This is a genomic window from Polaromonas sp. P1_F8 (genome assembly GCF_056405635.1).
Map to the genome: position 1 here is coordinate 365,100 of NZ_JBFUBS010000003.1, position 23,247 is coordinate 388,346.

General features: G+C 63.7%; 28 protein-coding genes. 9 read left to right on the forward strand and 19 right to left on the reverse strand.

Annotated elements, in window-relative coordinates:
- The first annotated feature begins 115 nt into the window (after positions 1 to 115).
- Positions 116 to 625 (forward strand): DUF1993 domain-containing protein, encoded by a 510-nt coding sequence (locus AC1D1J_RS13545; RefSeq protein WP_477694923.1) that lies wholly within the window; start codon positions 116 to 118, stop codon positions 623 to 625.
- Positions 626 to 678: 53 nt separating this feature from the next.
- Here the strand turns inward: AC1D1J_RS13545 and AC1D1J_RS13550 are convergent, their stop codons facing one another.
- The 8 genes from AC1D1J_RS13550 to AC1D1J_RS13585 form a co-directional block, all read right to left on the reverse strand.
- Entirely contained in the window at positions 679 to 1,200 is a 522-nt protein-coding gene (locus AC1D1J_RS13550; RefSeq protein ID WP_477687835.1) for a hypothetical protein, read from the reverse strand.
- A 624-nt stretch (positions 1,201 to 1,824) separates the two neighbouring features.
- Positions 1,825 to 2,523 (reverse strand): hypothetical protein, encoded by a 699-nt coding sequence (locus tag AC1D1J_RS13555; protein WP_477694924.1) that lies wholly within the window; start codon positions 2,521 to 2,523, stop codon positions 1,825 to 1,827.
- A gap of 147 nt (positions 2,524 to 2,670) precedes the next feature.
- Positions 2,671 to 3,720 carry a class I SAM-dependent methyltransferase gene (locus AC1D1J_RS13560; RefSeq protein ID WP_477694925.1) on the reverse strand — a complete coding sequence of 350 codons (1,050 nt, stop codon included), beginning with the start codon at positions 3,718 to 3,720 and terminating at the stop codon, positions 2,671 to 2,673.
- Between the two features lie 220 nt (positions 3,721 to 3,940).
- Positions 3,941 to 4,414: a DUF4864 domain-containing protein gene (locus AC1D1J_RS13565; protein ID WP_477687832.1), complete on the reverse strand. Its 474-nt coding sequence runs from the start codon at positions 4,412 to 4,414 to the stop codon at positions 3,941 to 3,943.
- 84 nt (positions 4,415 to 4,498) lie between these two features.
- Positions 4,499 to 5,389 (reverse strand): PhzF family phenazine biosynthesis protein, encoded by an 891-nt coding sequence (locus AC1D1J_RS13570; protein WP_477687831.1) that lies wholly within the window; start codon positions 5,387 to 5,389, stop codon positions 4,499 to 4,501.
- Between the two features lie 130 nt (positions 5,390 to 5,519).
- A complete protein-coding gene (locus AC1D1J_RS13575; RefSeq protein ID WP_477671501.1) occupies positions 5,520 to 5,756 on the reverse strand; it encodes a hypothetical protein in 237 nt (78 codons plus the stop codon).
- Positions 5,757 to 5,835: 79 nt separating this feature from the next.
- Positions 5,836 to 6,453 (reverse strand): ubiquinol-cytochrome c reductase iron-sulfur subunit, encoded by a 618-nt coding sequence (gene petA, locus AC1D1J_RS13580; protein WP_477694926.1) that lies wholly within the window; start codon positions 6,451 to 6,453, stop codon positions 5,836 to 5,838.
- A 41-nt stretch (positions 6,454 to 6,494) separates the two neighbouring features.
- Positions 6,495 to 6,944: a peptidase associated/transthyretin-like domain-containing protein gene (locus AC1D1J_RS13585; RefSeq protein WP_477694927.1), complete on the reverse strand. Its 450-nt coding sequence runs from the start codon at positions 6,942 to 6,944 to the stop codon at positions 6,495 to 6,497.
- A 276-nt stretch (positions 6,945 to 7,220) separates the two neighbouring features.
- Between AC1D1J_RS13585 and AC1D1J_RS13590 the strand changes: the two genes are divergently transcribed.
- Positions 7,221 to 7,883: an alpha/beta hydrolase gene (locus AC1D1J_RS13590; RefSeq protein ID WP_477687828.1), complete on the forward strand. Its 663-nt coding sequence runs from the start codon at positions 7,221 to 7,223 to the stop codon at positions 7,881 to 7,883.
- A 92-nt stretch (positions 7,884 to 7,975) separates the two neighbouring features.
- Here the strand turns inward: AC1D1J_RS13590 and AC1D1J_RS13595 are convergent, their stop codons facing one another.
- On the reverse strand, positions 7,976 to 9,265 hold the full coding sequence (locus AC1D1J_RS13595; RefSeq protein WP_477694928.1) for an MFS transporter: 1,290 nt from the start codon (positions 9,263 to 9,265) through the stop codon (positions 7,976 to 7,978).
- Positions 9,266 to 9,328: 63 nt separating this feature from the next.
- Positions 9,329 to 10,066 (reverse strand): hypothetical protein, encoded by a 738-nt coding sequence (locus tag AC1D1J_RS13600; protein ID WP_477694929.1) that lies wholly within the window; start codon positions 10,064 to 10,066, stop codon positions 9,329 to 9,331.
- A gap of 357 nt (positions 10,067 to 10,423) precedes the next feature.
- Here AC1D1J_RS13600 and gshA point away from each other — a divergent pair, with 357 nt between their 5' ends.
- Positions 10,424 to 12,022 carry a glutamate--cysteine ligase gene (gene gshA / locus AC1D1J_RS13605; RefSeq protein WP_477694930.1) on the forward strand — a complete coding sequence of 533 codons (1,599 nt, stop codon included), beginning with the start codon at positions 10,424 to 10,426 and terminating at the stop codon, positions 12,020 to 12,022.
- Positions 12,023 to 12,237: 215 nt separating this feature from the next.
- On the opposite strand, the gene AC1D1J_RS13610 is transcribed toward gshA, so the two are convergent.
- Together AC1D1J_RS13610 and AC1D1J_RS13615 are read right to left on the reverse strand one after the other, a co-directional pair.
- A complete protein-coding gene (locus AC1D1J_RS13610) occupies positions 12,238 to 12,462 on the reverse strand; it encodes an oxidoreductase-like domain-containing protein (protein WP_477694931.1) in 225 nt (74 codons plus the stop codon).
- 20 nt (positions 12,463 to 12,482) lie between these two features.
- Positions 12,483 to 12,758, reverse strand: coding sequence for a hypothetical protein (locus AC1D1J_RS13615; RefSeq protein WP_477648895.1), 276 nt, complete (start codon positions 12,756 to 12,758; stop codon positions 12,483 to 12,485).
- A gap of 270 nt (positions 12,759 to 13,028) precedes the next feature.
- On the opposite strand from AC1D1J_RS13615, the gene AC1D1J_RS13620 reads away from it, so the two are divergent.
- Positions 13,029 to 13,892: a MipA/OmpV family protein gene (locus tag AC1D1J_RS13620; RefSeq protein WP_477694932.1), complete on the forward strand. Its 864-nt coding sequence runs from the start codon at positions 13,029 to 13,031 to the stop codon at positions 13,890 to 13,892.
- A gap of 106 nt (positions 13,893 to 13,998) precedes the next feature.
- On the opposite strand, the gene AC1D1J_RS13625 is transcribed toward AC1D1J_RS13620, so the two are convergent.
- Positions 13,999 to 15,411, reverse strand: a complete 1,413-nt coding sequence (locus AC1D1J_RS13625; RefSeq protein WP_477687969.1) for an ATP-binding protein — start codon at positions 15,409 to 15,411, stop codon at positions 13,999 to 14,001.
- Between the two features lie 5 nt (positions 15,412 to 15,416).
- On the reverse strand, positions 15,417 to 16,082 hold the full coding sequence (locus AC1D1J_RS13630) for a response regulator transcription factor (protein WP_477694933.1): 666 nt from the start codon (positions 16,080 to 16,082) through the stop codon (positions 15,417 to 15,419).
- A gap of 314 nt (positions 16,083 to 16,396) precedes the next feature.
- Here AC1D1J_RS13630 and ylqF point away from each other — a divergent pair, with 314 nt between their 5' ends.
- A complete protein-coding gene (ylqF, locus tag AC1D1J_RS13635; RefSeq protein ID WP_477694934.1) occupies positions 16,397 to 17,371 on the forward strand; it encodes a ribosome biogenesis GTPase YlqF in 975 nt (324 codons plus the stop codon).
- Between the two features lie 21 nt (positions 17,372 to 17,392).
- On the opposite strand, the gene AC1D1J_RS13640 is transcribed toward ylqF, so the two are convergent.
- Together AC1D1J_RS13640 and AC1D1J_RS13645 are read right to left on the reverse strand one after the other, a co-directional pair.
- On the reverse strand, positions 17,393 to 17,593 hold the full coding sequence (locus tag AC1D1J_RS13640) for a YgaP family membrane protein (protein WP_477694935.1): 201 nt from the start codon (positions 17,591 to 17,593) through the stop codon (positions 17,393 to 17,395).
- A gap of 26 nt (positions 17,594 to 17,619) precedes the next feature.
- Entirely contained in the window at positions 17,620 to 18,057 is a 438-nt protein-coding gene (locus tag AC1D1J_RS13645) for a universal stress protein (RefSeq protein WP_477694936.1), read from the reverse strand.
- Between the two features lie 252 nt (positions 18,058 to 18,309).
- Between AC1D1J_RS13645 and AC1D1J_RS13650 the strand changes: the two genes are divergently transcribed.
- Both AC1D1J_RS13650 and AC1D1J_RS13655 read left to right on the forward strand, forming a co-directional pair.
- On the forward strand, positions 18,310 to 18,897 hold the full coding sequence (locus AC1D1J_RS13650) for a hemerythrin domain-containing protein (RefSeq protein ID WP_477687968.1): 588 nt from the start codon (positions 18,310 to 18,312) through the stop codon (positions 18,895 to 18,897).
- Between the two features lie 289 nt (positions 18,898 to 19,186).
- Positions 19,187 to 19,759 (forward strand): CinA family protein, encoded by a 573-nt coding sequence (locus AC1D1J_RS13655; protein ID WP_477694937.1) that lies wholly within the window; start codon positions 19,187 to 19,189, stop codon positions 19,757 to 19,759.
- Positions 19,760 to 19,767: 8 nt separating this feature from the next.
- Here AC1D1J_RS13655 and AC1D1J_RS13660 read toward each other — a convergent pair whose 3' ends face one another.
- Entirely contained in the window at positions 19,768 to 20,424 is a 657-nt protein-coding gene (locus tag AC1D1J_RS13660; RefSeq protein WP_477694938.1) for a GDSL-type esterase/lipase family protein, read from the reverse strand.
- Between the two features lie 389 nt (positions 20,425 to 20,813).
- On the opposite strand from AC1D1J_RS13660, the gene AC1D1J_RS13665 reads away from it, so the two are divergent.
- Positions 20,814 to 21,416 carry a hypothetical protein gene (locus AC1D1J_RS13665; protein ID WP_477694939.1) on the forward strand — a complete coding sequence of 201 codons (603 nt, stop codon included), beginning with the start codon at positions 20,814 to 20,816 and terminating at the stop codon, positions 21,414 to 21,416.
- 80 nt (positions 21,417 to 21,496) lie between these two features.
- On the opposite strand, the gene AC1D1J_RS13670 is transcribed toward AC1D1J_RS13665, so the two are convergent.
- Positions 21,497 to 21,655: a hypothetical protein gene (locus AC1D1J_RS13670; protein WP_477694940.1), complete on the reverse strand. Its 159-nt coding sequence runs from the start codon at positions 21,653 to 21,655 to the stop codon at positions 21,497 to 21,499.
- Positions 21,656 to 21,661: 6 nt separating this feature from the next.
- On the opposite strand from AC1D1J_RS13670, the gene AC1D1J_RS13675 reads away from it, so the two are divergent.
- Entirely contained in the window at positions 21,662 to 22,456 is a 795-nt protein-coding gene (locus AC1D1J_RS13675) for an oxygen-binding di-iron domain-containing protein (protein ID WP_477694941.1), read from the forward strand.
- A 25-nt stretch (positions 22,457 to 22,481) separates the two neighbouring features.
- Here the strand turns inward: AC1D1J_RS13675 and AC1D1J_RS13680 are convergent, their stop codons facing one another.
- On the reverse strand, positions 22,482 to 23,150 hold the full coding sequence (locus AC1D1J_RS13680) for a hypothetical protein (RefSeq protein ID WP_477687816.1): 669 nt from the start codon (positions 23,148 to 23,150) through the stop codon (positions 22,482 to 22,484).
- Positions 23,151 to 23,247 lie beyond the last annotated feature (97 nt).

Sequence of the window (23,247 nt, forward strand, 5' to 3'; positions counted from 1 at the left end):
GTCCTCGCAGGCCATTGCCGGGCTGCAAAGCGTTCCCGCCGCAATCCGGCGAGAATGCAGGGCGCCGCGCGCATGGCGCGGCAGGCTATCTCCATTCCTTTACCGAAAGCTTTTCATGACCAGCAGCATCTACACCACGTCCATCCCCGTTTTCAAGCAGATGCTGGGTGGCCTCAAGGGCGTCCTGGCCAAGGCCGAGGCCCACGTTTCCGCCAAAAATATCGACCCCAATGCCTTGCTGCAGGCTCGCCTTTTCCCTGACATGTTCCCCTTGCTGCGCCAGGTGCAAGTGGCCAGCGATTTCGCCAAGAGCGTGTCGGCCCGGCTGGCCGGCGTGGAAGTGCCGAAGATCGAAGACAAGGAAACGACGTTTGCCGAACTGCAGGCGCGTATTGACACCATCCTCGCCTTCGTCGAAGGCCTGGACGTGGCGAAATTTGACGATGCCGCCACGCGGGAGATCGTCACACAAGCCGGCACGCCCAAGGAAAAGCGCTTTACCGGCCAGTCCTATTTGCTGAATTACGGCCTGCCGCATTTCTTTTTTCACACCACCACGGCATACGCCATCCTGCGCCATAACGGCGTGGAAGTCGGCAAAAAAGATTACATCGGCTCGTATTGAGCCCATCGCCCGCACCCGGGATGGGTGCCTGCTGCCTGGCCCTGGTGGTGCGCCTAGTGCGCCGGGCTTTGTGCCAGCGAGGGCGCTCCGGGCGCAGCCGGTTCTACGGGCGCGCGGGGCGCGTAGCCGCTGCGCGGCCGGGTGGGGCTTTGCATCCAGATGGTCGGGTCGGGCATTTCCTGATGGGGGCAGCTGTCGCCGCCGTCAAGCTGCCAGGAAATGCCGTGGAGCCAGTCACTGGCGCGCGGCTCAAAACGCATGATGTCCGCCATCAACACTTTCTGGAAAGCCGCCGCGTAGGTCAGCAGGCGCAGGTCCCACTGCTTCATGATGATGCGCAGGTACATGCCTTCGCCGCGTGTGGGGTTGGCGGTCACCAACATCTGGCAGTCCAGCCAGTTTGACGGAATCCCCGCTCGCCGGGCGGTGTCCCGCAACAGCACCTGAATGAGCTGCTGCCGCACGCCAATGGTGGAGTGTTCGTCGCCGGGGACAGAGACTTCCGATTCGGGGTGGGTGGCGCTTGAGGCCGTTTTTGGCTGGCTTTTCAGTCCAAAGAGCTGTTGAAGTTTCATGAGGTGCCCGCATCGCGTTGTGGCGCCAGCTGTCTGACAAGAGGTATTTTTGCGCTCTGTCTTTGGCTAACACCGCGTGTTACAAAGTGTTAACAATGTCGACGACTGGCGTCCGCAAGTCAAGCGGAGGGCTCTTTAAAAGCGGAATTTTTTCATGAAAACGCGGCCAAAATGATGTGCTTCGTGAGTATTCAACGTGGACGCTACAGGCGAGAACTGGCCGCGGCTGGGATTTTCAATCGAAGACGCTGGCAGCGCCGGGAGGGCTGCACTGGATTTGCACTCGGTAAACGGCAATTCTCGCTAAATGTTTCTTTATGTAACCGATTGATGATTTAGGCCGGGGAAAGAAGTGCGGCGGCATGACGGGAATCCAGCCTGGCGCGATGCCTGCACAACTGGACTTCAGCGACTTGAAAGCGGGGCCTGCATCTGGCCCATCTGGAATGCGCCCCGGCCTGCGCGGCCATTGAGCAAGCGTTGAGGGGGCGGCTGCTGTTCTTACGGGAAATGAGCCTGCAGGCCAGTCAGGACGAGCGCAAGCCGCTATTAAATCGATAGCTATGCAGCTGCCTTGCGCAGGTGCTTGTGGTTTAGCGGCGCGCGGTTGAACAGATGCCCGCGTTACTTTCCGCCATTTCCGCCACCGTTGCCGCCGCCATTACCACCCCCATGGCCGCCTCCATTGCCTCCGCCCTGGCCGCCATTGCCGTTGTTGCCGCTTTTACCGGACTCTTTTCCGGCGCCCAGGCCTTTGCTGGAGGCGTGGGCCGTGGCGACATTGCTGGCATGGACGGCATGGACACTCTCATTGGCTTTCTTGCCACTTTTGGAGGTATGCGAAGCGCTCACGACGGCGCCCAGTTTCACGCCCATGCTGTTGGCAATCTGGCCCCAGCCAATACCGTCGGCCTTCTGGGACAGCAACCCGCCCAGTGTGGCTGAGAGCTGTGAAGGCGTAGGGTTGGTAATGCCTTGTTTGGCCAGTGAAGTCTTGGCCAGCGCCAGCGCGATGTTGATGTTGCCGTAACCCATTTTTCCGGTGGCCGGCGAAAGGCTTGCCGCCGGCGCGGTGGCGTTGGGTCCGGTCGGGCTGGGGCTCAGCGAAATCGGTGTGCCCGTGCGCAGCCCCTCGACCAGTGACTCGGCGTTTTGGGGTGAGCCGGCAAATGCGCTGTAGCGGCTCGCCAGCCTTGCGCCTTCCGGATTCCCGGCCGTGGTGTTCACACCGGCGTCTGTTGTTTGTGCGGCGATGACAACACCGCCGGCCAGAAACATGGCAGTGGCCGTTGCGGCGATGGTGATGGTTTTTTTGATCAGCATGGGTGCCTCGCTTTCTGAATCAACCTGAAGCAGGCCGGACCGCGACATGCGGTGCGGCCTTTTTTTATCTTAAAGGCCGTGCGGCACCGCTCGGCCGTCTTCCGGCGCCGTCCTACGGCCAGGCCCGCCAAAAATGAAGCCGCAGCGCTAGGCGCGCACAAAATAGATGAACGTGGTGCCCGGGAAAATATGCCGGTAGACAGGCCGGGCAATGACCCTCGCCAGGTTTTTAGGCTGAAGCAGGCCCGAGGCGCTGTTGTACAGCCTGTAGAGCTTGGGGCGCAGCGGTTTCAGGCCAAACTCTTTCCCGAAGGCGACCAGCGACTCGTGGCTGAAAGCGTTGATATGCTCGAGCGGGGCAATGGGCATCTGGTCGTCGGGCGACAGCGCGCCGAAATTTTTTCCCTGGCCGATTTTTTTCAGCGCGGCGGCCGCATTGGGAACGCTGATCTTGATGACCCCGTCGCCTGACAGGGCGTCGCGCAGTTTTTCAAGCACCAGCCTGGGCTCCGTCAGGTGTTCAAAAACCTGCTCCGTATTGATGAACCTGAACCTCCGGGCCGGCAGGTCGGCCAGGCCGACGACCCGCAGCCCCACGGATTTTCCGTGACGGGCGCGCTCTTCAGAAAGCTCCACACCCCACACATTGCAGCCAAATCCCATGGCCATCTTCGACCAGTGCGCCCAGCCAAAGCCGAAGTCAAGCGCGTCCAGTTCACCAGGCGGGAGCCCGAAGTATTGAATGATGAACTGGACCTGCTCGGCCAGGTAACGGTATTCGTCCAGGCTGTAATTTCTGTGCTCGCGGTCCAGCTCGGTGCCGGGAACCCAGTCGTTGTAGATCTCGCCCAGCAAGGGGTCGTCGGGCACCTGTTGCTGAAAGACCAGGCTGCAGCTGTTGCAGCGTGCCAGCGCATAAACGCCTGCGTCGGCAGTCCTTGACGCGTGGCCTTCATAGTGCCTTGCAAGATAGGCCTGAACGCCCGCGCCGGCGTACGGTTCCTCGTAAATTACGTTGAGGGACGCCGACATGCAGCCCGGACACTGTGTCCTGATTTTGAGCGCCGCTTCGCGTGGCTGCGTCGCACCCTGACGCTGCTGTGCATAGCGTGGTGCCTGCAGGTTTTCCCTGCGCGACGGCGAAGCCGTATCCCCCGGCAGGCGCGGGAATTCAAGTGAGGTGGCGGGCATGTTCATGGGTAGAGTCCGGAATGCCGCAAACGCAGCAGTACCAAACACCTTAGCCGCCAGCGTGCAGGAGCGGGTAACCCTCTGTAAACCACGTATCGGTGCTCTTTGCCGCATACGCGCCCGGTTGGCGTGGTGTTTCAATGCGGGCCACGGCAATGATGTCTGTCCCCGGGACGGCTCCCGCCTCTGGGAAAACCGTTATCAGCAGGCGCCGCGGACTGGCGTACTACGCCATACGGCCCTTGTTTTCGACCACCACGCATCCGGTGATGCGCCACGCTTTGTTGCTTTGCCGTTCGAGGCTGTAAACCGCCAGCCACGAAACACCGTTGGCATCGGCCATTTGCACCCGCTGGATCACCTGGTCGTTCTTGCCGTCGGGTTTCAGAAAGGCGACCGATGCCGGGCGGTACACCACCGGGTAATCGCGGCGCACCATCGCCATGAATCCCTGGGGTGTTCCAACGGCCTTCTGCACATTGGGTGCCGCAAAAGAAAACGCCTTGGCCGCGTCATCCTTTGCGAAGGCCGCCAGCTGGGCCTGCACCACGGTGCGCACCGTCTTCTCGTCGGCCGAGGTAAAGGGCGCTGCATTCGCCGGCACCGCCGCGCACACCAGCAACAGCGCCGCGCTGCCGGCGGCGAGCAGCCGGGCCATGCGGTTCAGCACACAGTTCAAATGGATCAGGCGAGCAGTCATAGGGCTAATCTTTCCTGGATTCGATGGCCACAGTGGCTAAAGGTGATGAAGGTACGCAAGCGGCGCGCCAACGGATGCCATCCCTCAAACCAGCCGGCCGTGCGCCAGCACCACGACGCCGCCGCTGACCAGCATCTCACCGGCCGCATTGACCTCTACCGTGATGCGGCTGGGGCGCCCGGCAAAACGCCCTTGCTTCAGCGTGATGACCTCATCCACCTTCGCCGCGCCGTGGCGCAGCAGGTAGGCGCCTGCCGGCCCGGCGGCGCTTCCGGTGGCAATGTCTTCCACCAGCCCGGCGTTGTCCCAAGTGCGGCCTTCGCGCGCCGACACGTCCAGCACATAGGCGAATTTGGCGCCCACGGTGGCCAGCAGCACCTCAAAATCAGGGTGCACAATTTTTGCGCGCTCCAGGCCGCCGACCACGGGCACCAGCAGATAGGGCAGGCCGGTGGACACCACCTGCAGCGGAAAACGCACATCCAGCTGTGCCGGGCCCAGCCCGAACGCCGCGAGAAACGGCAGGCTGTCCGCATGGCTGAGGGCTGCCTCGAAGCGGGCCACGCCCTGGTTCATGCAGGCGTCGTAAGTGCCCGGTGTGCCTTCTTTGCGTGTGCTGCTGATGGCAACTGCCCGTGTGCCCAGCATCAGCGTCCAGCCGGCAGAAGGGTGATGCCCCGCATGCAGGTGATGCAGCAAACCTGCTGCGCCCAGCAGGGGGTGGCCGGCGAAGTCAAGCTCTTCTTCCATCGTGAAAATGCGCGCTTCGAAGCGGTTTCCGGGGCCGTCAGGCGTGAGGAAAATGCTCTCGAACTGCCGCATTTCGATGGTCAGGCGTTGCATCTGGCGCGCCGGCAAGGGGCTTTCAGGCAGAAACACCGACAGGCCGTTGCCGGCCAGCGCCTCGTGGGTAAACACGTCCACCTGGTAGTACTGCAGCCCCGACAAGGGCGGCATGGTTGTCATCACTGTCATGTGGCAATTCTCCTGCGGGGAATTATCGCGGTGCAGGTCATTGCGGCGGCATCCCGGCATGCGGGTTGCCGTTTCTCCGTTTCTGCTCAGGCGATCCGGCGGCCTTGCACCGCCAGGGTGCCGGCGCGGTTTAAATTCCGAGCAGCTTCTTCGCGCTGCCCAGCGCTTTCATGGAGTCGTCGTGCTTGCCTTCCTTGTGAAACTTTTCGCCATCGGCGCGAAGCTCTTTCACTTTGGTCATATCGGCGGGCGAGAGCTTGGGGTTGGTGGAGAGCTTGGCGTCGATCGCCTTCATCTCGTTGGGACAGTTATGGGCAAAAGCCAGGGACGAAGTGGCCAGGGCGACGGCGGCAATGATGAGCTTCATGTGAATCTCCAACCTGCGTCAGAAAATGCTGACGCCAGATGCTAGCAAAGCCTCTGCTGTGGCACAAGCCGCAGTGACACTAGCTTGTCTGGCCGATTTGCAGCTTGGTGGCGTCGATGAACTGGTATTCCGGGATGTCCAGGTTGGTCGGTGCCGGTACGTTCTTCACTACGCGGCCGGCGAGGTCAAACCGCGAGCCGTGGCAGGGGCAAAAAAATCCACCGGGCGCGTGAAGCTCGGCATTCAGCGCGCTGTCGTCCAGGCGCAGGGTCGGTGAGCAGCCCAGGTGCGTGCACACCCCCACCGCCACCAGGATTTCCGGGCGCTCGGAGCGGGTCGCGTTGGCACACGATTTCGGTTGCTCGGATCGCCTGGACTGCGGGTCTGCCAATACCGGATTGGGCTGTTGCAGCGCGCGCACCATCTCCTCGCTGCGGCGCATCAGCCAGACCGGTTTTCCGCGCCAGGCGACGGTGCGCAGCTCGCCTGTCGCCAGTGTGGAAATATCGACAAGCACCGGGCCGCCCTGGGCGCGCGCCACTTCAGAGGGTGCAAGGCTGGCCGCGAAGGGATAGGCCGCAGCCAACAGGCCGGCGCCGGCGGCGATGCCGGTTGCAGCCACCAGCAGGCTTCGCCGCTCGGCGTCCGGCAGGGTCCCGTTGTCTATCGCGTGGATCAGTTCGGTGACGCTACGCATGATCTGGCTTGAAAAGTTAAATTGAGGCAGGCCCGGTGTGCTTACGGCCCGGTTTTATCGGCGGCCGTGCCCCAGAGGAACACCTCTTTGGAGGGTTTGCCTGCCTTCACGTCAACCTTCCTGCGCTGGGTCTGGCCGGCGAGCGTCGCCTCCACGGCATAACTGCCCGGTGCCAGCCGGGCCAGCAGGAAGGGGCCTTCCGACGTGGCCTGAAGCACTTCATTTCCCCGGGCATCGAGCACCCGCACCTTCACGTCGGCCGCGAAGTCGGCACGCTGCTTGTCCTTGATGGCAAATTCGAGTGTCAGCGGCCACTGCCCGCTGGCATTTCGGATCGCTGCGGATTCGTCGGCGCCGATGCCGCCGCTCAGGTATTCAACCGGGCCGCTGGTGCGCACCGGCGGCAAAGGGGCGCTTGCCTGGGCCAGCGCGCCACCCGCCATCAGCACACCGAGGACGGCCGAGGCGGCCTTGTGGGTCAGGGTTTTCATTTCAGCATGCTCCTTCTGCAACGATGGGCAGCAAGTCGGCGCAGTGTGCTGCCTGGCACTGTTTTCATGCGGCCTGCCGATATGCGAAGGCCTGGCCAGCTACCTTGTCATCACACCGTAGCAGGCTTTGTGCACCAGGTGTTCAGCGCTGCCGGAAACCATTGTTCGCGGGTCAGCTTAGGCCGGTCTTAAAATCCCCGCTGGCATGCTTTGCAGCTTCAAGCCCGCAGCATTCAATCGTCATCTGTTCCTTCAACCACCTGGACCCGTCACCCCATGCCCCTCGAAGTCATTGAAGCCCAGACGGGCGACAAGCCCGTCGCCACCGTTCTCATCATGCACGGCCTCGGGGCCGACGGCCGGGACTTCCTGCCGATTGCAGAGCAGATGGACCTGTCCAGCGTGGGCGATGTGCGTTTCCTGTTTCCGAGTGCACCCAGCATTCCGGTCACCATCAACGGCGGCTACGTCATGCCGGCCTGGTACGACCTGCTGGGCGCCGACCTGGTGAGCCGGCAGGACGAGGCCGGGCTGCGCAAGTCGCAGGGCGACATCGAGGCCTTGATTGCCCGGGAAAAGTCGCGCGGCATCCCTGCCAGCCGCATCGTGGTGGCGGGCTTTTCGCAGGGCTGTGCCATGGCGCTCATGACGGGCCTGCGTCACGGCGAACGGCTGGCCGGCATTGCGGGCCTGTCGGGTTACCTGCCGCTGGCCGACAAGACGGCCGCCGAGCGCAGCGCCGCCAACCAGGATGTACCCATTTTTCTGGCGCATGGCACGCGCGACGGCGTGGTGGTGCTGCCGCGCGCCACCGCCACGCGCGATGCGCTCAGCGCCATGGGCTACGCGGTCGAGTGGCACGAGTACATGATGGAGCACTCGGTTTGCCCCCAGGAAATCACCGACCTGGAACAATGGTTGTGCCGGGTTCTGGCCTGACGGTATTTTAAGGAAAAACGGCTGTGGCCCTTACAAAACGGGCGCAAGCAGCTATTAAAAGCATAGCGATCCGGACAAGGCCAGGACGTTGTTCAGGCCGCCGCGGTTTTCGTCGTGGCCGCCCGTGCCATCCGCCGCACGCGCCACAGCAGGAAAAACGCGATGCTGAAGTTCAGCAGGTTCCACGCGATGCCGTTGAGGAATGCGGCATGGTAGGAACCGGTGAGGTCAAACACCTTGCCTGACATCCAGCCGCCCAGCGCCATGCCCAGCAAGGATGCCATGATCACCGTGCCCACGCGCGCGCCGGCTTCGGCGGGCTCGAAGTATTCGCGCACGATGATGGCGTAAGCCGGTACGAGGCCGCCCTGGAACAGGCCGAACAGCGCGGCGATGACGTAAAGCGATACCAGCCCGTCAAAGGGCAAAAACAGCAGCAGCGCGATGCCTTGCAGCACCGAGCCCAGCATCAGCGTGCGCAGCCCGCCTATGCGGTCGCAGATGGCGCCCGACACCAGCCGGCTCACCACACCGCAGGCCAGCATCAGCGACAGCATTTCAGCGCCGCGCGCCGCGCCGTAGCCCAGGTCGGTGCAGTACGACACGATGTGCACCTGCGGCATGGCCATGGCCACGCAGCAGGCCACGCTGGCCACGCACAGCAGCATTTGCGCCGAGCCCGGCGTCAGGCCGAAAGGCATGCTGCTGGTGGTGGCGGCGATGCCGCTGTTGCCCACCGCCGACGCCACGGCCACTGGCGGGCGCTTGCGCATCAAAAGGGCCAGCGCCGTCATGGTGACGAAACTGAAAAGGCCGAGCCACAGATAGGTCTGGCGCCAGCCCACGGCCTCGACAAAATGCTGAACGATGGGTGGCCAGATCGCGCCGCCCAGATAGTTGCCGCTGGCGCACACCGCCACGGCAAAACCGCGGCGCCGTACAAACCAGAGCGAGGTGTCGGCCAGCAGCGGCGCAAAGGTGGCGGCAGAGCCGAGAAAGCCGATCAGCAGGCCGTGGGCCAGCGAGAACATCCAGATGTTGCCGGCCATGGCGGCCAGGGCAAAACCCAGGCCCAGCCCCACTGCGCCAATCAGCAACGGAACCATCACGCCGAAGCGGTCGGCCAGCCGCCCCATCAGAACGCCGCCAACGCCGAAGCCGATCATGAGCGCGGTATAGGGCAGGGAGGCATCGGCCCGCGTCACACTGAATTCAGCCTGCACTGCGGGCAGCACCACGGCCACCACATACATGCCGCAGGCGCCGACGGTCATCAGCGCCAGCGTGACCATGAGCCGCATTACGGCGTAGCGTGAGTCGATGAGGAGGGAGGAATCTTGCGCGGCGGTTGCGGGGCCTGGGGGCGTGACGGGAGGGCTCATCAGGCAAGCGTACACCAGCAGCTGCCCCACTGCGCTGCTGATGGCCCGGCCGGGCCCGGTGCGTTACAGCGGGGAAGGGCGCGTGGCTTCGTAACCGACGGCGGAGTTGCTGTCGCTTGGCTGGCCCAGTTCCTGGTCGCGGATGCGAAAGAGCCGCTCCAGGTCTTTCATGGCGTCTGCGTCAGCAGCGGAGACCGGGGCCGGCCGTGCCACCGGTGCTGCGGGCTGGGCCGGCAGGCTGGCGGCCACAACGGGGGCGGCTGGCACGGGCGCCGCAGAGGCTGTTGCCGCAGCGGGAAGAGGGGCCAGGGAAGCCAGGGGCGCGCTGCGTGGCGGGCGAACCGATGCGCCGGCAGGTGGCCGGACGGGATCGGCCCAATACGACTTGTCGGGCATGGTCGGGTTGGGGCAGGTTTCTGCCACTTCCAGTTGCCAGGAAATGCCGTGCAGCCATTTGGCCGCCCCGGGTTCAAAGCGCGTGATTTCTTCCATCAGGGCGTTCTGGAAGGCGAAGGCGTACTTCAGCAGACGGTCGTCCCAATGCCGCACAACGAGGCGTACATACATGCCAGGGCCGCGGCTGCGGCTGGACACCAGCAGCATCTGGCAATCGATCCAGGGCAAGGGAATACCGTATTTACGCATGGCATCGCGCAGCAGCACCTGCACCAGGTGGCGGCGCGTGGCGTTGTCCGAGCCGTCTTCAATGGTGAGCGGGTTGTCCCGGCTGGACGTGCCCGTGCGTTTGGGCGACGCTGCGGGGGTTGAACCGCCGAAAAGGCTGGCTAGCAGTTTTTTCATTTTTTGATCAAGCTCTACGCTGCCTCGGGCTAAAAAACCGCAAAACCGTTTAGTTTGGCGGAAATTGAAGGGTAAAACAGCCGTGTTACGGAATGTTTTTTATCGTCGTCCAGCTTGTCTGACAAGTCAAGGGAGTTCTGCACCCTGGCGCACCGGCGTCGCTCACTTTCCACATCCAGACCACCAAACCGTGGATTTCTGCCCGGAAAGTAAGGCGTATGGCCCAAATCCGGCCAGCCTGCACAGACCCTGCGCCAGACCCCACCCGGGCTGTGCTGGCAAGCCCGGATGCGCCAGCGCAAAGCGCCGTGCTGTGATAACTTCCACGCCAATTCAAGATTCTGGGGGAATGACGATATGACCAAGTTGCAGGCGCCTGCGGGCGCGCTACAGGACCGCCTGAAAGCGCTGACCCCGGCCCGGCTCAAGGGCATGCGCCGCGGTATCGAGAAGGAAAGCCTGCGCGCCAAACCCGGCGGCGGCCTGGCCCTCACACCGCATCCCGCGGCCCTGGGCTCGGCCCTCACGCATCCGGGCATCACCACGGACTTCAGCGAATCGCAGGTTGAGCTGGTCACCGGCGCCCACCCCAGCCCTGAAGCCACGCTGCAGGAACTGACGGAGCTGCACCAGTTCACTTACCGCACCATGAAAGAGCTGGGCGACGAAATGCTCTGGGTGTCCAGCATGCCCTGCGGCCTGCCGACCGATGAAACCATTCCCATCGCCCGCTTCGGTTCGTCCAATGTCGGGCGCGCCAAGAGCGTTTACCGCATGGGCCTGTCGCACCGTTACGGCCGGCGCATGCAAACCATTTCCGGCATTCACTACAACTGGTCCCTGCCCGGGGTGAGCAGCAAGGAATACTTCGCGCTGATCCGCAACTTCCGCCGCCAGGCATTTTTGCTGCTGTACCTGTTTGGCGCTTCGCCCGCGGTGTGTTCCACGTTTGTGGAAGGGCGCCAGCACGAGCTGCAAACCCTGAGCGACAGCACCATGTACATGCCTTACGGCACTTCGCTGCGCATGGGCCGCCTGGGCTACCAGAGCGATGCGCAGGCTTCGCTTGCCGTGAGCTACAACAGCCTGGATGGTTACGGCGCTTCGCTGCAGGACGCGCTGACCCGGCCCTACCCGGCCTATGAGGCAGTGGGCATCCGCAACCCCGGCGGCGACTACAACCAACTGGCCACCACGCTGCTGCAAATTGAAAACGAGTTCTACGGCACCATTCGCCCCAAGCGCGTGATCTTCCCCGGCGAACGGCCGCTGCATGCGCTGCGCGAGCGCGGCGTCGAATACATCGAAGTGCGGCTGATGGACCTGGACCCTTTCGAGCCCGTCGGCATCAATGCGCAAACCATGCGTTTCCTCGATGTGTTCCTGCTGCACTGCCTGCTCAGCGACAGCCCGAACGACACGCCCCAGGAAATCGCCGAGCTCAAGCACAACCAGCACCAGACGGCGGCGCGCGGGCGCGAGCCCGGCCTGAAACTCAAGCGCGGCGGTCATGAAATCACGCTGACGGCCTGGGGTGCGGAGGTGGTGGGCCAATGCGCGCCTATCGCAGCAGCGCTCGACGCCGCGCATGGCGGCACGCAATACAGCGACGCCCTGACATTGGCCAGCGCCGCCTTGCTGGACCCGTCCACCTTGCCTTCTGCCCGTGTGCTGGCGGCCATGGCCGCCAGCCACGACAACTCCTTCATCCGGTTCAGCCGCGCGCAATCTGAAAAGACGCAAGGCATCCTGCAGGCCCAGCCGCTGTCGGCCGGCCAGCTGGCACACTTCGCTGCACTGACCGAGGCTTCCGTCCAGGAACAAAAGAAGATTGAAGCCTCGGACACCATGCCGTTTGAGCAGTACCGTCAGCAGTACGTTTCCGCGGAACGCCTGGGCATCCCGGGCCGTGAAGTGGAATCTGGGCGCACCCCTGTTGGGGCTCACTTCGTGTAGTGCCTTTTCCCCTTGAAAAATAGGCAAACCCCTATCGGCATTCACTGCATGTAATGCCTTTTCCCCTTGCAGGGGACGGCGCCTGCGGCCTGGCAAAGCCAGTTCCGCGGCCCCTGCTGGCCGCATTAATCACTCCTGCTGGCGCCGCTGATCCGGTGTCATGGTTACTGCGGTTGCTATCAATTAAATAGCTGGTGGCGCAGGTTGGTATTGGGCTAGGACCCGATTTGGCATTTAAGAATCGCTTCTTCGGCGTCTTCACGCCAGTACGCCACGGCTGCGTACCAGCCTTCCCACACGCAACCATTGCAGCCGCGACCGCAGCAGGTGGTGGGCTCGGGGGGAGGTGGCCGCAAGCGGATGCCCGCAGCAGCGGCGCGCTCCTGCAGGGCGCTGAAGATCGCCAGGGCGGCGTTGTGGTCAGTGAGGCTTTCGGGCATGGGCCTGGTGTGGGCGCCTGTCAGGGTTTGGCGGAGGCTGCCATGCGCCGGCGAAGGTACAGGCCGATGAATGCACAGCCCAGCACCAGTGCAAACCAGCCCACCAGGGCTGATTTGGCGACGATGCCCTGCATGCCTGGTGAGGTGATGAAGTAGGGCGACACCACCACACCCAGGCCGATCAGCACACACAGAATGCCTTTGATCATCAGCTCATTGTTGGCCTTGAGGGCTGAAGCGGCCAGGCGGCGGGCCGGGATCACGGGTTTTTGGTCAGGGGCTGCGGGCAGGGGCATGGAGGGGCTCGATAGATGGGGAAGAGGAGGGGAAGGGTTGCGGGGCGGCTGGCTGCGGCCCCGGCCTGTATTCGTGCATAGCGGCTGGCAGCGGCTGGCTCGCGGCCGCTATGTCCATACCCCCGATTGTCCTCCATCACGCCGGGAACGGGCGCAGGGATGGCCGTGGGGAAGGCCGGCCGCCCTTAATGATTTCTTAATACCGCTAAGAAGTCCTTAAATTCGCGTCGGCATCATCCATTCCAGCTTAACCACCTGGAGAACCTGAAGATGACATCCCGTCCATCGCGACCCGCCGCCAAACCTGCACCGACCCGCCTCAAACCTGGCGCGAGGCAAGCGGCCGATCACCCTGGCGTAACAGCGGCTAAAGCCTCGCTGCCGCTGTTTTCGCTGTTCCTGCTCGCGGCTCTCGCGCAGCAACCGGCCGCCGCCCAGCAGAAGCCCGTGCAGGCCGAGGGCGAGTCCTCCTGGGGCCTGGGACTGGGTGTCGGCGTGGAGCGCAAGCCCTACCGCGACTTTGACAACAAGACCCGGCTCTTGCCGTTGCTCACCTATGAAAACAAATGGGTCAGCGTCTTCGGCCCGGGCATGGACTTCAAGCTGCCTTCGGCGGGCCCGGTGTCCTTCCGCTTGCGTGCGCGCTATTCGATGGAAGGCTACGAGGCTTCCGACTCCCCTTTCCTGGCCGGCATGGACGAACGCAAGGACGGCATCTGGCTGGGCGGTGCGGCCATCTGGCGCAACGACATCGCCAACCTCTCGGCCGAGTTGCTGGGCGACGCCTCTGGCAACAGCAAGGGCACGAAGTTCAGGCTGACCCTGGACCGCCGCTTCCAGGCGGGCAGCTTCGACATCACGCCGCGCCTGGCAGCGACCCGGCTCGACGACAAATACGTGTCCTACTACTACGGCGTGAACGCCGCCGAGGTGCGCGCCGGCCGGCGTTTCTACCAGGGCGGTTCGGCCGTCAACCTGGAAGCCGGGCTGCGCGTGGGTTATGCGCTCGCGCCGCGGCAAAGCATCTTCCTGGACCTGAGCACCACCAACCTGGGCTCCAGCATCAAGGACAGCCCGCTGGTGGATCGTTCCAGCCAGAGCAGTGTGCGTGTGGGTTACCTCTACCGATTCTGAGTCCTTCGACTACCCCGTTGCAGGGCCTGCCGGGCCGCGGCCCSGCACTTGAAGTTGCGGCGGCTATCTCGTGAAGAAAGCAGCCTGGCGCGGGTGGATACATTCCTTAAGCTGGTTGCGCAGGCACCGCGCCTACCCCGGCTGAGCCGGCTCCCTCGGCCGGCAGCGGAAACAGCACGCGCACGCAAAAGCCCTTGCCGTCCAGCCCGGTCCCGGTCTCGATGGCGGCCTCGTGCAGCTGCGCGATGCCGGCCACCAGCGACAGGCCTATGCCGCTGCCGCGCCCGCCGTTGCCCGCCACGCGGTGAAAGCGGCGAAAGATCGCTTCGTGCTCAGCCTCGGGCACGCCCGGGCCGTCATCGGCCACTTCCAGGCAGACCCGTTCCCTGCCGGCTTCGCCGCGGTAACCGCAGCTGATCTTCACGCGCCCGCCCTCGGGGGTGTAGCGCAGCGCGTTGTCCAGCAGGTTGCGCAGCAGGATGCCGATCTCGTCGACGTCGCATTCAATGGGGCAGGGCGTGAGCGCGAGGATGATGCTGCGGCGCTGCTGCTGGGCCTGCATGTCGAACTCTTGGCTCACATGCATGATGAGCTCGCTCAAATCGGCCAGGCTTTTTTGCGGCGCATGCACGCCAGCGTCCATGCGCGCCAGGTCCAGCAGCTGGTCAGACAGGCGCGTGCTGCGTTCGGCTACCGCCAGCAGCTTGACGAGGGCGGCGTCCTTGTCGGCCACCGTGGCCGCGCGCAAGGCGACCTGGGCCTGCGCCTGGAGCGCAGATAAAGGCGTACGCAGCTCATGGGCCGCATCGCCGATAAAACGCCGCTCGCCCTGCATCGCCTGGTCCAGCTGGTCCAGCAGGTGGTTGAAGGACTCAACCAGCGGCCGGATCTCATTGGGCAGTTGCGCCACCGGCAGCGGCGTCAGGTCAAACTTGCGGCGGCTGCGCACGGCGGCCTCCAGCGCCGTCAGGGGGCGCAGCGACTTGTTCACCGCAAACCACATGAGCAGGCCCGCCACAGTCAGCAGCATCGTCGTCAGGCCCAGCAACGCAAAGATCTTGTTGCGTATTTCTTCGTCGATCACGCTGTGCCGCACGGCCACCTGCACGCTGACCTCACCGGTGCTGTCGGACACCGAGAAGATGCGCCAGCGCTCGCCGTTGACGGTGGAACTGGTAAAGCCATCGTTGAAGGACGGCAGCAATGGGACGCGCGGAGAATCCGGTGCCCGAACGATCAGCTCCTTGCGGTTCGTCCAGACCTGGAAGGTCAGGTTGACGTCGCGTGGCATGTTCTCGTTACGCAATTGCAGGCCGTGGCTGAAGGAAGGTTTGAGTTTCGCGCCGCTGGGGATGGCCGTCAGGATCTTGGTGCCTATGGCCTGCAGCTTGCTGTCCCAGCGGTCACTCTGGCCGCGCAGGGTGTACACCAGCAGCACGGTGAGCGCGCAGGCCCAGCACAAGGTAATGGTCGCGCCCAGAACCGCCAGCACGCGGCCCTTGAGTGACCTGACGAACACGCACTTCAAGGTTGCGCCTCGCCGATCATGTAGCCCTGGCCGTGCACGGTGGTGATCATGTGCTCGCCCAGCTTTCGGCGCAACTGGTGGATGAACACCGCAATCGTGTTGCTCTCAATCGCCGAGGTGTTGCCGTAGACCACATCTTCCAGGTGGTCGCGCGTGACCACATGGCCGGGTCGCTCCAGCAGGGCCAGCAACGTGCGGTATTCGTGTGCGCTCAGCGCCACCCGCACGCCCGCGCGCGTGACGGCGCGTTTGCTGCGGTCCAGGCTGACGTCGCCGTAGGTGTGCACCGGTACCACCTTGCCCTGGCTGCGGCGTATCACGGCGCGCACGCGGGCCCACAGTTCATCGAGCTGAAAGGGTTTGACAAGGTAGTCGTCCGCACCGGCGTCCAGCCCCAGGATGCGCTCGCTCAACTGCCCGCGCGCTGTGAGAATCAGCACCGGCGTGACGTCGTAGCGCCCGCGCAGGGCGCGCAGCACGGCCAGCCCGGAATCACCGGGCAGGCCGAGGTCCAGCAGCACGGCTTCGTAGACATGGTCCACCAGCGCCAGCTTGGCGGCCAGCGCATCGCCGACGTGGTCGACCGTCCAGGCGATCTGGCGCGCCGCATCGCACACCGCTTCGGCCAGCATGGTGTCGTCTTCTACCAGGAGCAGGTGCACGGATTTGTCTCTTTCGGGTCGCTGTGGGGTGACAGGATGGAGCTGCCAGGCGCAGTACACGCCATGCATTGATCGTGCCGATGGCTGATTAACCACTTATTAACAAGTACACCCCCGTCCAGGCTCACTGCGTGTAGCCTGTTCCCCCCTTGCAGGGGGCGGCGCCTGCGGCCCGGCAGAGCCGGTTCCGCGGCCCCTGCTGGTGGTGCCTTCTTCGCCAGGAGGGTATTTTGCGGTATGCGGCGACAATTGGGGTATCGCAGGGGTCTTCGCCCCATGCCCCCAAACCCGAACCCCAGAAAGAAAAGATCCCGATGGCCATCCAGTGGTTTCCCGGTCACATGCACCTGACCAAAAAAGCCATCAGTGAGCGCATCAAGGAAATTGATGTCGTCATTGAGTTGCTTGATGCGCGCCTGCCCGGCTCCAGCGCCAACCCCATGCTGGCCGAGCTTACCGGCGCCAAGCCCGCGCTCAAGGTGCTCAACAAGCGCGACCTGGCCGACGCCACCCGCACGCCGCTCTGGCTGGATCACTACAACAGCCTGCCTGCCACCCGCGCCATCGAACTCGACGCCAGCGAAACCACGCCCGCCCGCCGCCTCATCGACGCCTGCCACGCGCTGGCACCAACACGCGGCACCATGGTCAAGCCTATGCGGGTGCTGATCTGCGGCATTCCCAACGTCGGCAAGTCCACCCTGATTAACACCCTTACCGGCAAGCGCGCCACCAAAACCGGCGACGAAGCCGGCATCACCAAGGTCGAGCAGCGCCTGGTGCTGGCCGACGGGTTTTATTTATGGGACACGCCCGGCATGCTTTGGCCTCGCATCATCGTGGCCAAAAGCGGCTACAACCTGGCCGCCAGCGGCGCCATTGGCCGCAACGCCTTTAATGAGGAAGAGGTGGCGCTCGAGCTGCTGGATTACCTGATCAAGCACTACCCCGCCTTGCTGGAGGCTCGCTACAAGGTCGAGGTGACGCCCGGCATCACCGACGAGCAGCTGCTCGAAGAAATCGGCCGCAAGCGCGGCGCGGTGCTCTCCAAGGGCCGGGTCAACCTGCAAAAAGCCGCCGAGATCGTGATCTACGAGTTCCGGGCGGGAACGCTGGGCCGTGTGACCCTGGAAACGCCTGACGAGTTTGCCGAATGGGCAGCCGCCGGCCGGCTGCTCGACGCCGAGCGCCAGGTGAAAAAAGACAAGATCGAAACCAACCGGTTGATCAAGTTCAAGAAGATTCCGCGGCCGGATAAATCCGGCAGATCCGGATTCGAAGAATCCTGAGACCGGCCACCGCGCGCGGGATCAGTTGGGGCCTGTTTTGCAGGTCCGTATGCCAAGCAGCGTGTACGCCGGGCACCAGCCCAGCAACCCTGTCAGCAGGGGCACGAGCCCCAGCAACGCCCACCAGCGCCAGGCGGGGTCCACCACAAAATACAGGCTGAGGATGGCGAGTCCCGCCACGATGCGCACCGCGCGGTCGGCGGTGCCGGCGTTTTTGTTCATGATGAGCTCCTTTGGCAAAGTGGTTTCTAGTGCAGTACCAGCACCGGTTTTTTGCTGTGCGACAGCACCTTCTGGGTTTCACTGCCCAGCAGGAACCCGGTGATGCCCTTGCGGCCGTGCGAAGCCATCACGATGAGGTCGCAAGCTTTGCCGTCCGCCATCCGGACGATGGTTTCGTAGGGGTGGTCGCCTGCGACGCAAACGGTGTCGCAAGGCACGCCCGCCTTGTCGGCGGCGTCTTTCAGCGCGGACAGGAAAGCCTCTGCCTGCGCCTGGCATTCCCTCATGAATTGGTCACGTGTGTCTTCCAGCATCTGGACCCGGTAGGTCAGCAGGTGGAACTCCTGCATCACATGCAAACCCGTGATCCTGGCTTGGGCTTCCCTGGCGAAGGTCACAGCCTGTGCAATCGCCCGTTCCGAAGCGGGCGATCCGTCGGTGGGTAGAAGAATATGTTTGAACATGGGAAATCTCCTTGTCATCCTGGGCGGCTCATCGCCGGCGCGGTAAACCTTGAGCAGGGCGGTCCCACTTTAGGTTGCTGCCGCCAAACGGCTTTGATGCAGGTCAAGCCATCGCCTCAATGGGAAAGGGGTGGGGCGGTATGCGTTCCCCGGTGCGATACCGGAAGGAAAAATCCACATGATTTGATCTTCATCAAGTTCGGGGTGGAACCCGGTGGCATTCTTGGTGGCACTTACCCGCCGGAGACCGCCATTCACAAACATGCCAGCGTGCAAATCATCCTCGATGAGCACGCCTCCCTTTCCGCCATGCTGCGCTCCATGCTGCTCATGGTGGCGCGCGGCCCGGGTGACCGTGCGCAGCAGTTCTTCGACGTCTTTCGGGCCATGCTGTTTTATATCGACGAGTTCCCCGAGCGCCTGCATCACCCGAAGGAGTCGGACCTGCTGTTTCCCCGCGTGGTGCGCTCCGCGCCATCAGTCATGGCCACGGTGCAGCAGCTGGAGCGCGACCACATGAGCGGCGAGAAGGCCGTGCGTGAACTGCAGCACCTGCTGCTGGCCTGGGAACTGCTGGGCGAGCAGCGAAAGCCTGAGTTTGAGGCGCAGTGCAAACGTTATGTCGAGTTCTACCTGGAGCACATGCGGCTGGAAGAAACAGTCATCCTGCCGCAGGCTGAAAAAGTGCTCACCGAGGCCGAATGGAAGGAACTGGACGCCGCCTTCCAGCAAAACCGCGACCCGCTTGCCGGCAAGCACGCAGCCGACCCGGTGTATGACCGCCTCTTCACACGCATTGTGATGGAGGCGCCGGCGCCTATCGGGCTGGGCGACACCTGAAGCCTGCCCGGGCATGTAGCCTGCCATACGCACCTGACGCGAGTCCGTGAGCCCTGTGAGCCTGCGGACCAGTCAGGCCTTGCGCAAGCAGCTATTAAATCAATAGCATGACGCTGCGGGTTCCTGTTTGTGTAGGGTGATGGCGGGGCCGAAAGCGGGCAGGGTCCTGCGCTGGTGCGCACATCATTCCTACAAGGCCGTCAGCAACAGGCTCTGGCCGCGCGGGCGCCGGCAACGCATAGTCAGGATATCTCCGCTAAAGGTTCAGGTGCCGCCTGGGCCGCTCGCCATGACCCCTGAGAGTGCAAGTCCGCTTTCCCGCCAGTCTTCCCGCGACGCCAGCAGCAACCAGCTCAGGGCTGTCGCGGCTTACATGAAAAATCACTCGCTGGTGCTGGCCACCGCCGAGTCCTGCACCGCAGGCCTGATCGCCGCGCATCTCGCGGACGTGCCGGGTGCGGGTTCCCTGCTGGAGTCGGCTTACGTGGTGTATTCACCCCGGGCCAAACAGCGTTGCCTCGGGGTGAAAGCAGAAACCATCGAGCGCTGCAACCTCACCAGTGAAGAGGTGGCTGCCGAGATGGTGCGCGGCGCGATGCAAAAGAGCGAGGCCACCATGGCCATCGCCAACACCGGCGTGACCGACGGCACCGACCCGAAGATTCCTGCCGGCACGCAGTGCTTTGCCTGGATGTTTGCGGGGCGTGATGAACGTGAGGACGCGGTGTTCACCGAAACCCGCAGGTTCAGCGGTGACCGCAACGGCATCCGCGAACAGGCGGCTGCCTATGCGCTCACGCAGATCCCGGCGCGCCACGCGGCGTTTCTTGAAACGGCAGCCAGGCGCGACCGCACCGGCTGATAAATCCGTCAGGCGACAAATTTCCTGTCGCGCAGCCAGTCGGCCAAACGCCCGGCAAAGACCTTGTAGCCTTCCGCATTTGCGTGGATCTGGTCAGAACGCAATTCGCTGCGGGACAGCACATACGACCAGGCATCTGAAAAAAGCGGGGTGGCTGTTTCCGCGGCGACCTCGGCATAAATCTCATGGTCTTTCAGTGAGCCCATCGCGGCAGAAAGCAGCACGGGCCTGGGTTGCGCGATCAGCACCACCTGCGTGCTGGCCGCGGCGGTTTGCACAATCGACCTGATGGCGGCGCGGGTGCTGTCCAGCGGCATGTTGCGCAGGAAGTCGTTGCCGCCAATGCACACGAGCACCAGGCCGGGCTTGTTTTCCTGCAGCAGCGCCGGCAACCGTGCCAGTGCACCGGCCGCTGTGTCGCCGTTGACGCCAGCGTTCTGCGTGACGTAGCCGGTCAGCAGTTCCAGTTGTTGCGGGTAGCTGCTGCCCGCCGGGGCGCCATAGCCAAAGGTCAGCGAATCGCCCAGGCACAGCAGGGTGGCCTCCTTGGGCAGGGTCTTGCCTTTGGGGCCGGCCTTTCTGGAGCAAGCCGTAGCCAGCAGCAGCGCAGAGCCGGCAGCACCCAGCAGGAGTTGGCGGCGAAGGGGTTGGTGATGCGAGTCCATGCGTCGTGCCGGTTTATTTCAGGTTATCGGGTGGAGCCGGGTGTGCGGTCGGCGTCTTGTCTTCCGGATGCAGCTGCTTGCGGCTCAGCGAAGGGATGATCAGCATGCGCACAGTCTAACCATGCCAAAGCGCATCTGGACACCACTGCAAGCGCGAGGTAATGCGAGGGTAATCACTGCGTAATGACGGGGTAAAGCTCCGTTTGCCTTACACGGCATTCACAAGAGCGGGCCAACAATGGTTTCACTGAAGCGCAAAGGCCTTTGAAAGCAGCGATTCAGGAGCAGCCCCGACAGCCGCTTGCCGAACCGGAGATTTATCGCCGCCACCGCAAGTTGCCCACCGGGTTGCTGGCAGTCAAACGCACAAGCATTCCAAGGAGAACCTCATGAAATCGAAATTCCTCACTGTCTCATTGCTGGCCTCAGCCCTGTTCGCCGGGCTGGGGTTTGCACCCGCCATGGCGCAGGGTGTTAATACACCCGGCATTGACCAGGCGCAGCAAGCCATCAGCGCGCGCATTCAGCAGGGTCTGGCGTCCGGCCACATCACGCCGTCCGAAGCGCAGGTGCTGTACCGCCGTGACCAGGAAATCGCGGCTCGCGAGGCGCGCTTCAAATCCAACGGCGTCGCCACGCCGCAAGAGCGCCAGCAGCTCCGCGCCGACCTGGACGGCCTCAGCGCCGAAGTGGAGCGCATGATGAACAACCGCGATGTGGCGGGCAGGCCTGGCAATGCCGGCAACACCCCCGGCATCGACAACCGTGAATTCCAGATCAGCCAGCGCATTGACGAAGGCGTCCGCACGGGCCGCATCACGCAGCGCGAAGCCGCCAAGCTGCACCAGCGTGAACGCCGCATTGAGCGCCATGAGTCCCAATTCAAGTCCGACGGCGTGGTGACCGCGCAGGAGCGCCGCCAGCTGCGCAATGAGCTGACATCGCTGCGCGACGACGTGGAACGCATGATGAACAACCGCCGCCGCGGTTAAGCGGTTAAGTAGAGCGCTGTTCCGGGCGCCGCCACGCGGTGCCGGGACAGCTGCCATGCACAAGCAAGGCGCGCCGGTGCTTATTGAAGCGCCGGCGCGTTTTTTTTTGCCTGCGGCATTGCGCGTGTTGCGCCGGTGTGGGTGGCGGCGCGCGCTTCAGGCGTGTCATTGACCTGCATCAATACGCGAGCAGCGGACGGCTTATAAAGTTGCTTTTTTTTCTGCGTCGCCGCACGCATTCAGCCATGCCCATAGAACTTTACCGTGACGACAGGCATGCCTGCCTGATGTTCACCGACCTGATCGAAGAAGACGCGCATGCCGTCCAGTCCAACCAGTTCCTGATTGTCGACAACGGCACCGGCGCCGTGATCGACCCGGGCGGCAACCTGGCGTTCAACGAATTGTTCCTGGGCATGTCGCGCCACTTCAGTCCGCAAAAACTGTCTTACATCATCGCCTCCCACGCCGACCCCGACATCATTGCCTCGCTGGACCGCTGGCTCACGTCCACCCCGGCGCAGCTGGTGATCTCGCGTGTGTGGGAGCGTTTTGTGCCGCACTTCACCAAGGTCGGCAAGACCGAGCAGCGCCTGGTCGGCGTGCCCGACGGCGGCGGGCGGTTGCCGCTGGGGCAGAGCGAGCTGTGGCTGCTGCCCGCGCACTTCCTGCACTCGGAAGGCAACTTCCATTTTTACGATCCCATCAGCCGCATCCTGTTCACCGGTGATCTCGGTGTGTCGATGATGTCAGGCCGGACGGCGCAGGTGCCCGTCACTGACCTGAAGCCCCATCTGCCGTTGATGGAGGGTTTTCACAAGCGCTACATGGTGTCGAACAAGGTCCTGCGCCTGTGGGTGGCCATGGCGCGCCGGCTGGATATTTCCATGCTGGTGCCCCAGCACGGCGCGCCGCTCAAAGGCCCGGCCATCGGCCAGTTTTTTGACTGGGCGGAATCGCTGAAATGCGGCATCGACCTGTTTGACGAACGCAACTACCAGGTACCCACCGGGCAGATCAATGGCCGGGCGGTGGCTTGAGCCGCCGGGACAAGGCAGGCGTTTGCTACAGCCGGCTGATGGAACACACGTAGACCACCTCGCACGAGCTGGCTCCGGTGTCTTCCCGCACGGTGGAGCTTCGCCAGCGCCAGCCGTCGGGTTTCTGCGCTTCCACCAGCCAGCCGTCGATGCGCACGCGGTCGTTGCGCTTCACGCGGGTCAGTGCTTTGGCAACCGCGTCCGTGGCCGGGATCAGGTGCATGTTGGCGCTGCTGCGTGCAATTTCCGGCGGCGGCAGCGGCGGTTCGTTGTCCCACCGGTAGTAGTACCAGCGTGACGACTGGCTGATCTTCAGCTGCGACAACACCTTGTCGTCGGCCATGCGCTGCCAGCCTAAAGCCAGGTCGGTGGGCGACAGCGTGGCCTCGTTGTCCATCCGGTAGTCTTCGCGCGACAGCACCCGCGCGTCAACGCTAAAGCCCGCCAGCGGCGTCAGGGTCGCGGCTTTCAGGACGAAAGGTGCCATGCCGCCCGGCACACTGGTTTGCAGCGGCTCGTCGCCGATGCTGACCTGCGGCGGCAGCGGACAGGCAAGGTCGTTGCCCACACCCGCCGCGCGGAAGGTGCTGGGTGAAAACCACCAGTGCAACCCCGCCAGCAGCGCACAGGCCACCAATGCAAAGCGCAGGCTGACAAAGCCGGAATTCGGGCGGCGGTGCGGGCTTTGGGTCATGGAGGTGATGCGGGTGTCTTCAATGGGAGTCAGCTTCAGTGCGGCGGGCCAATTATGAGCCTGTGAGCCCGGTTGCCGTGCCGCCGTGTGTGCCACG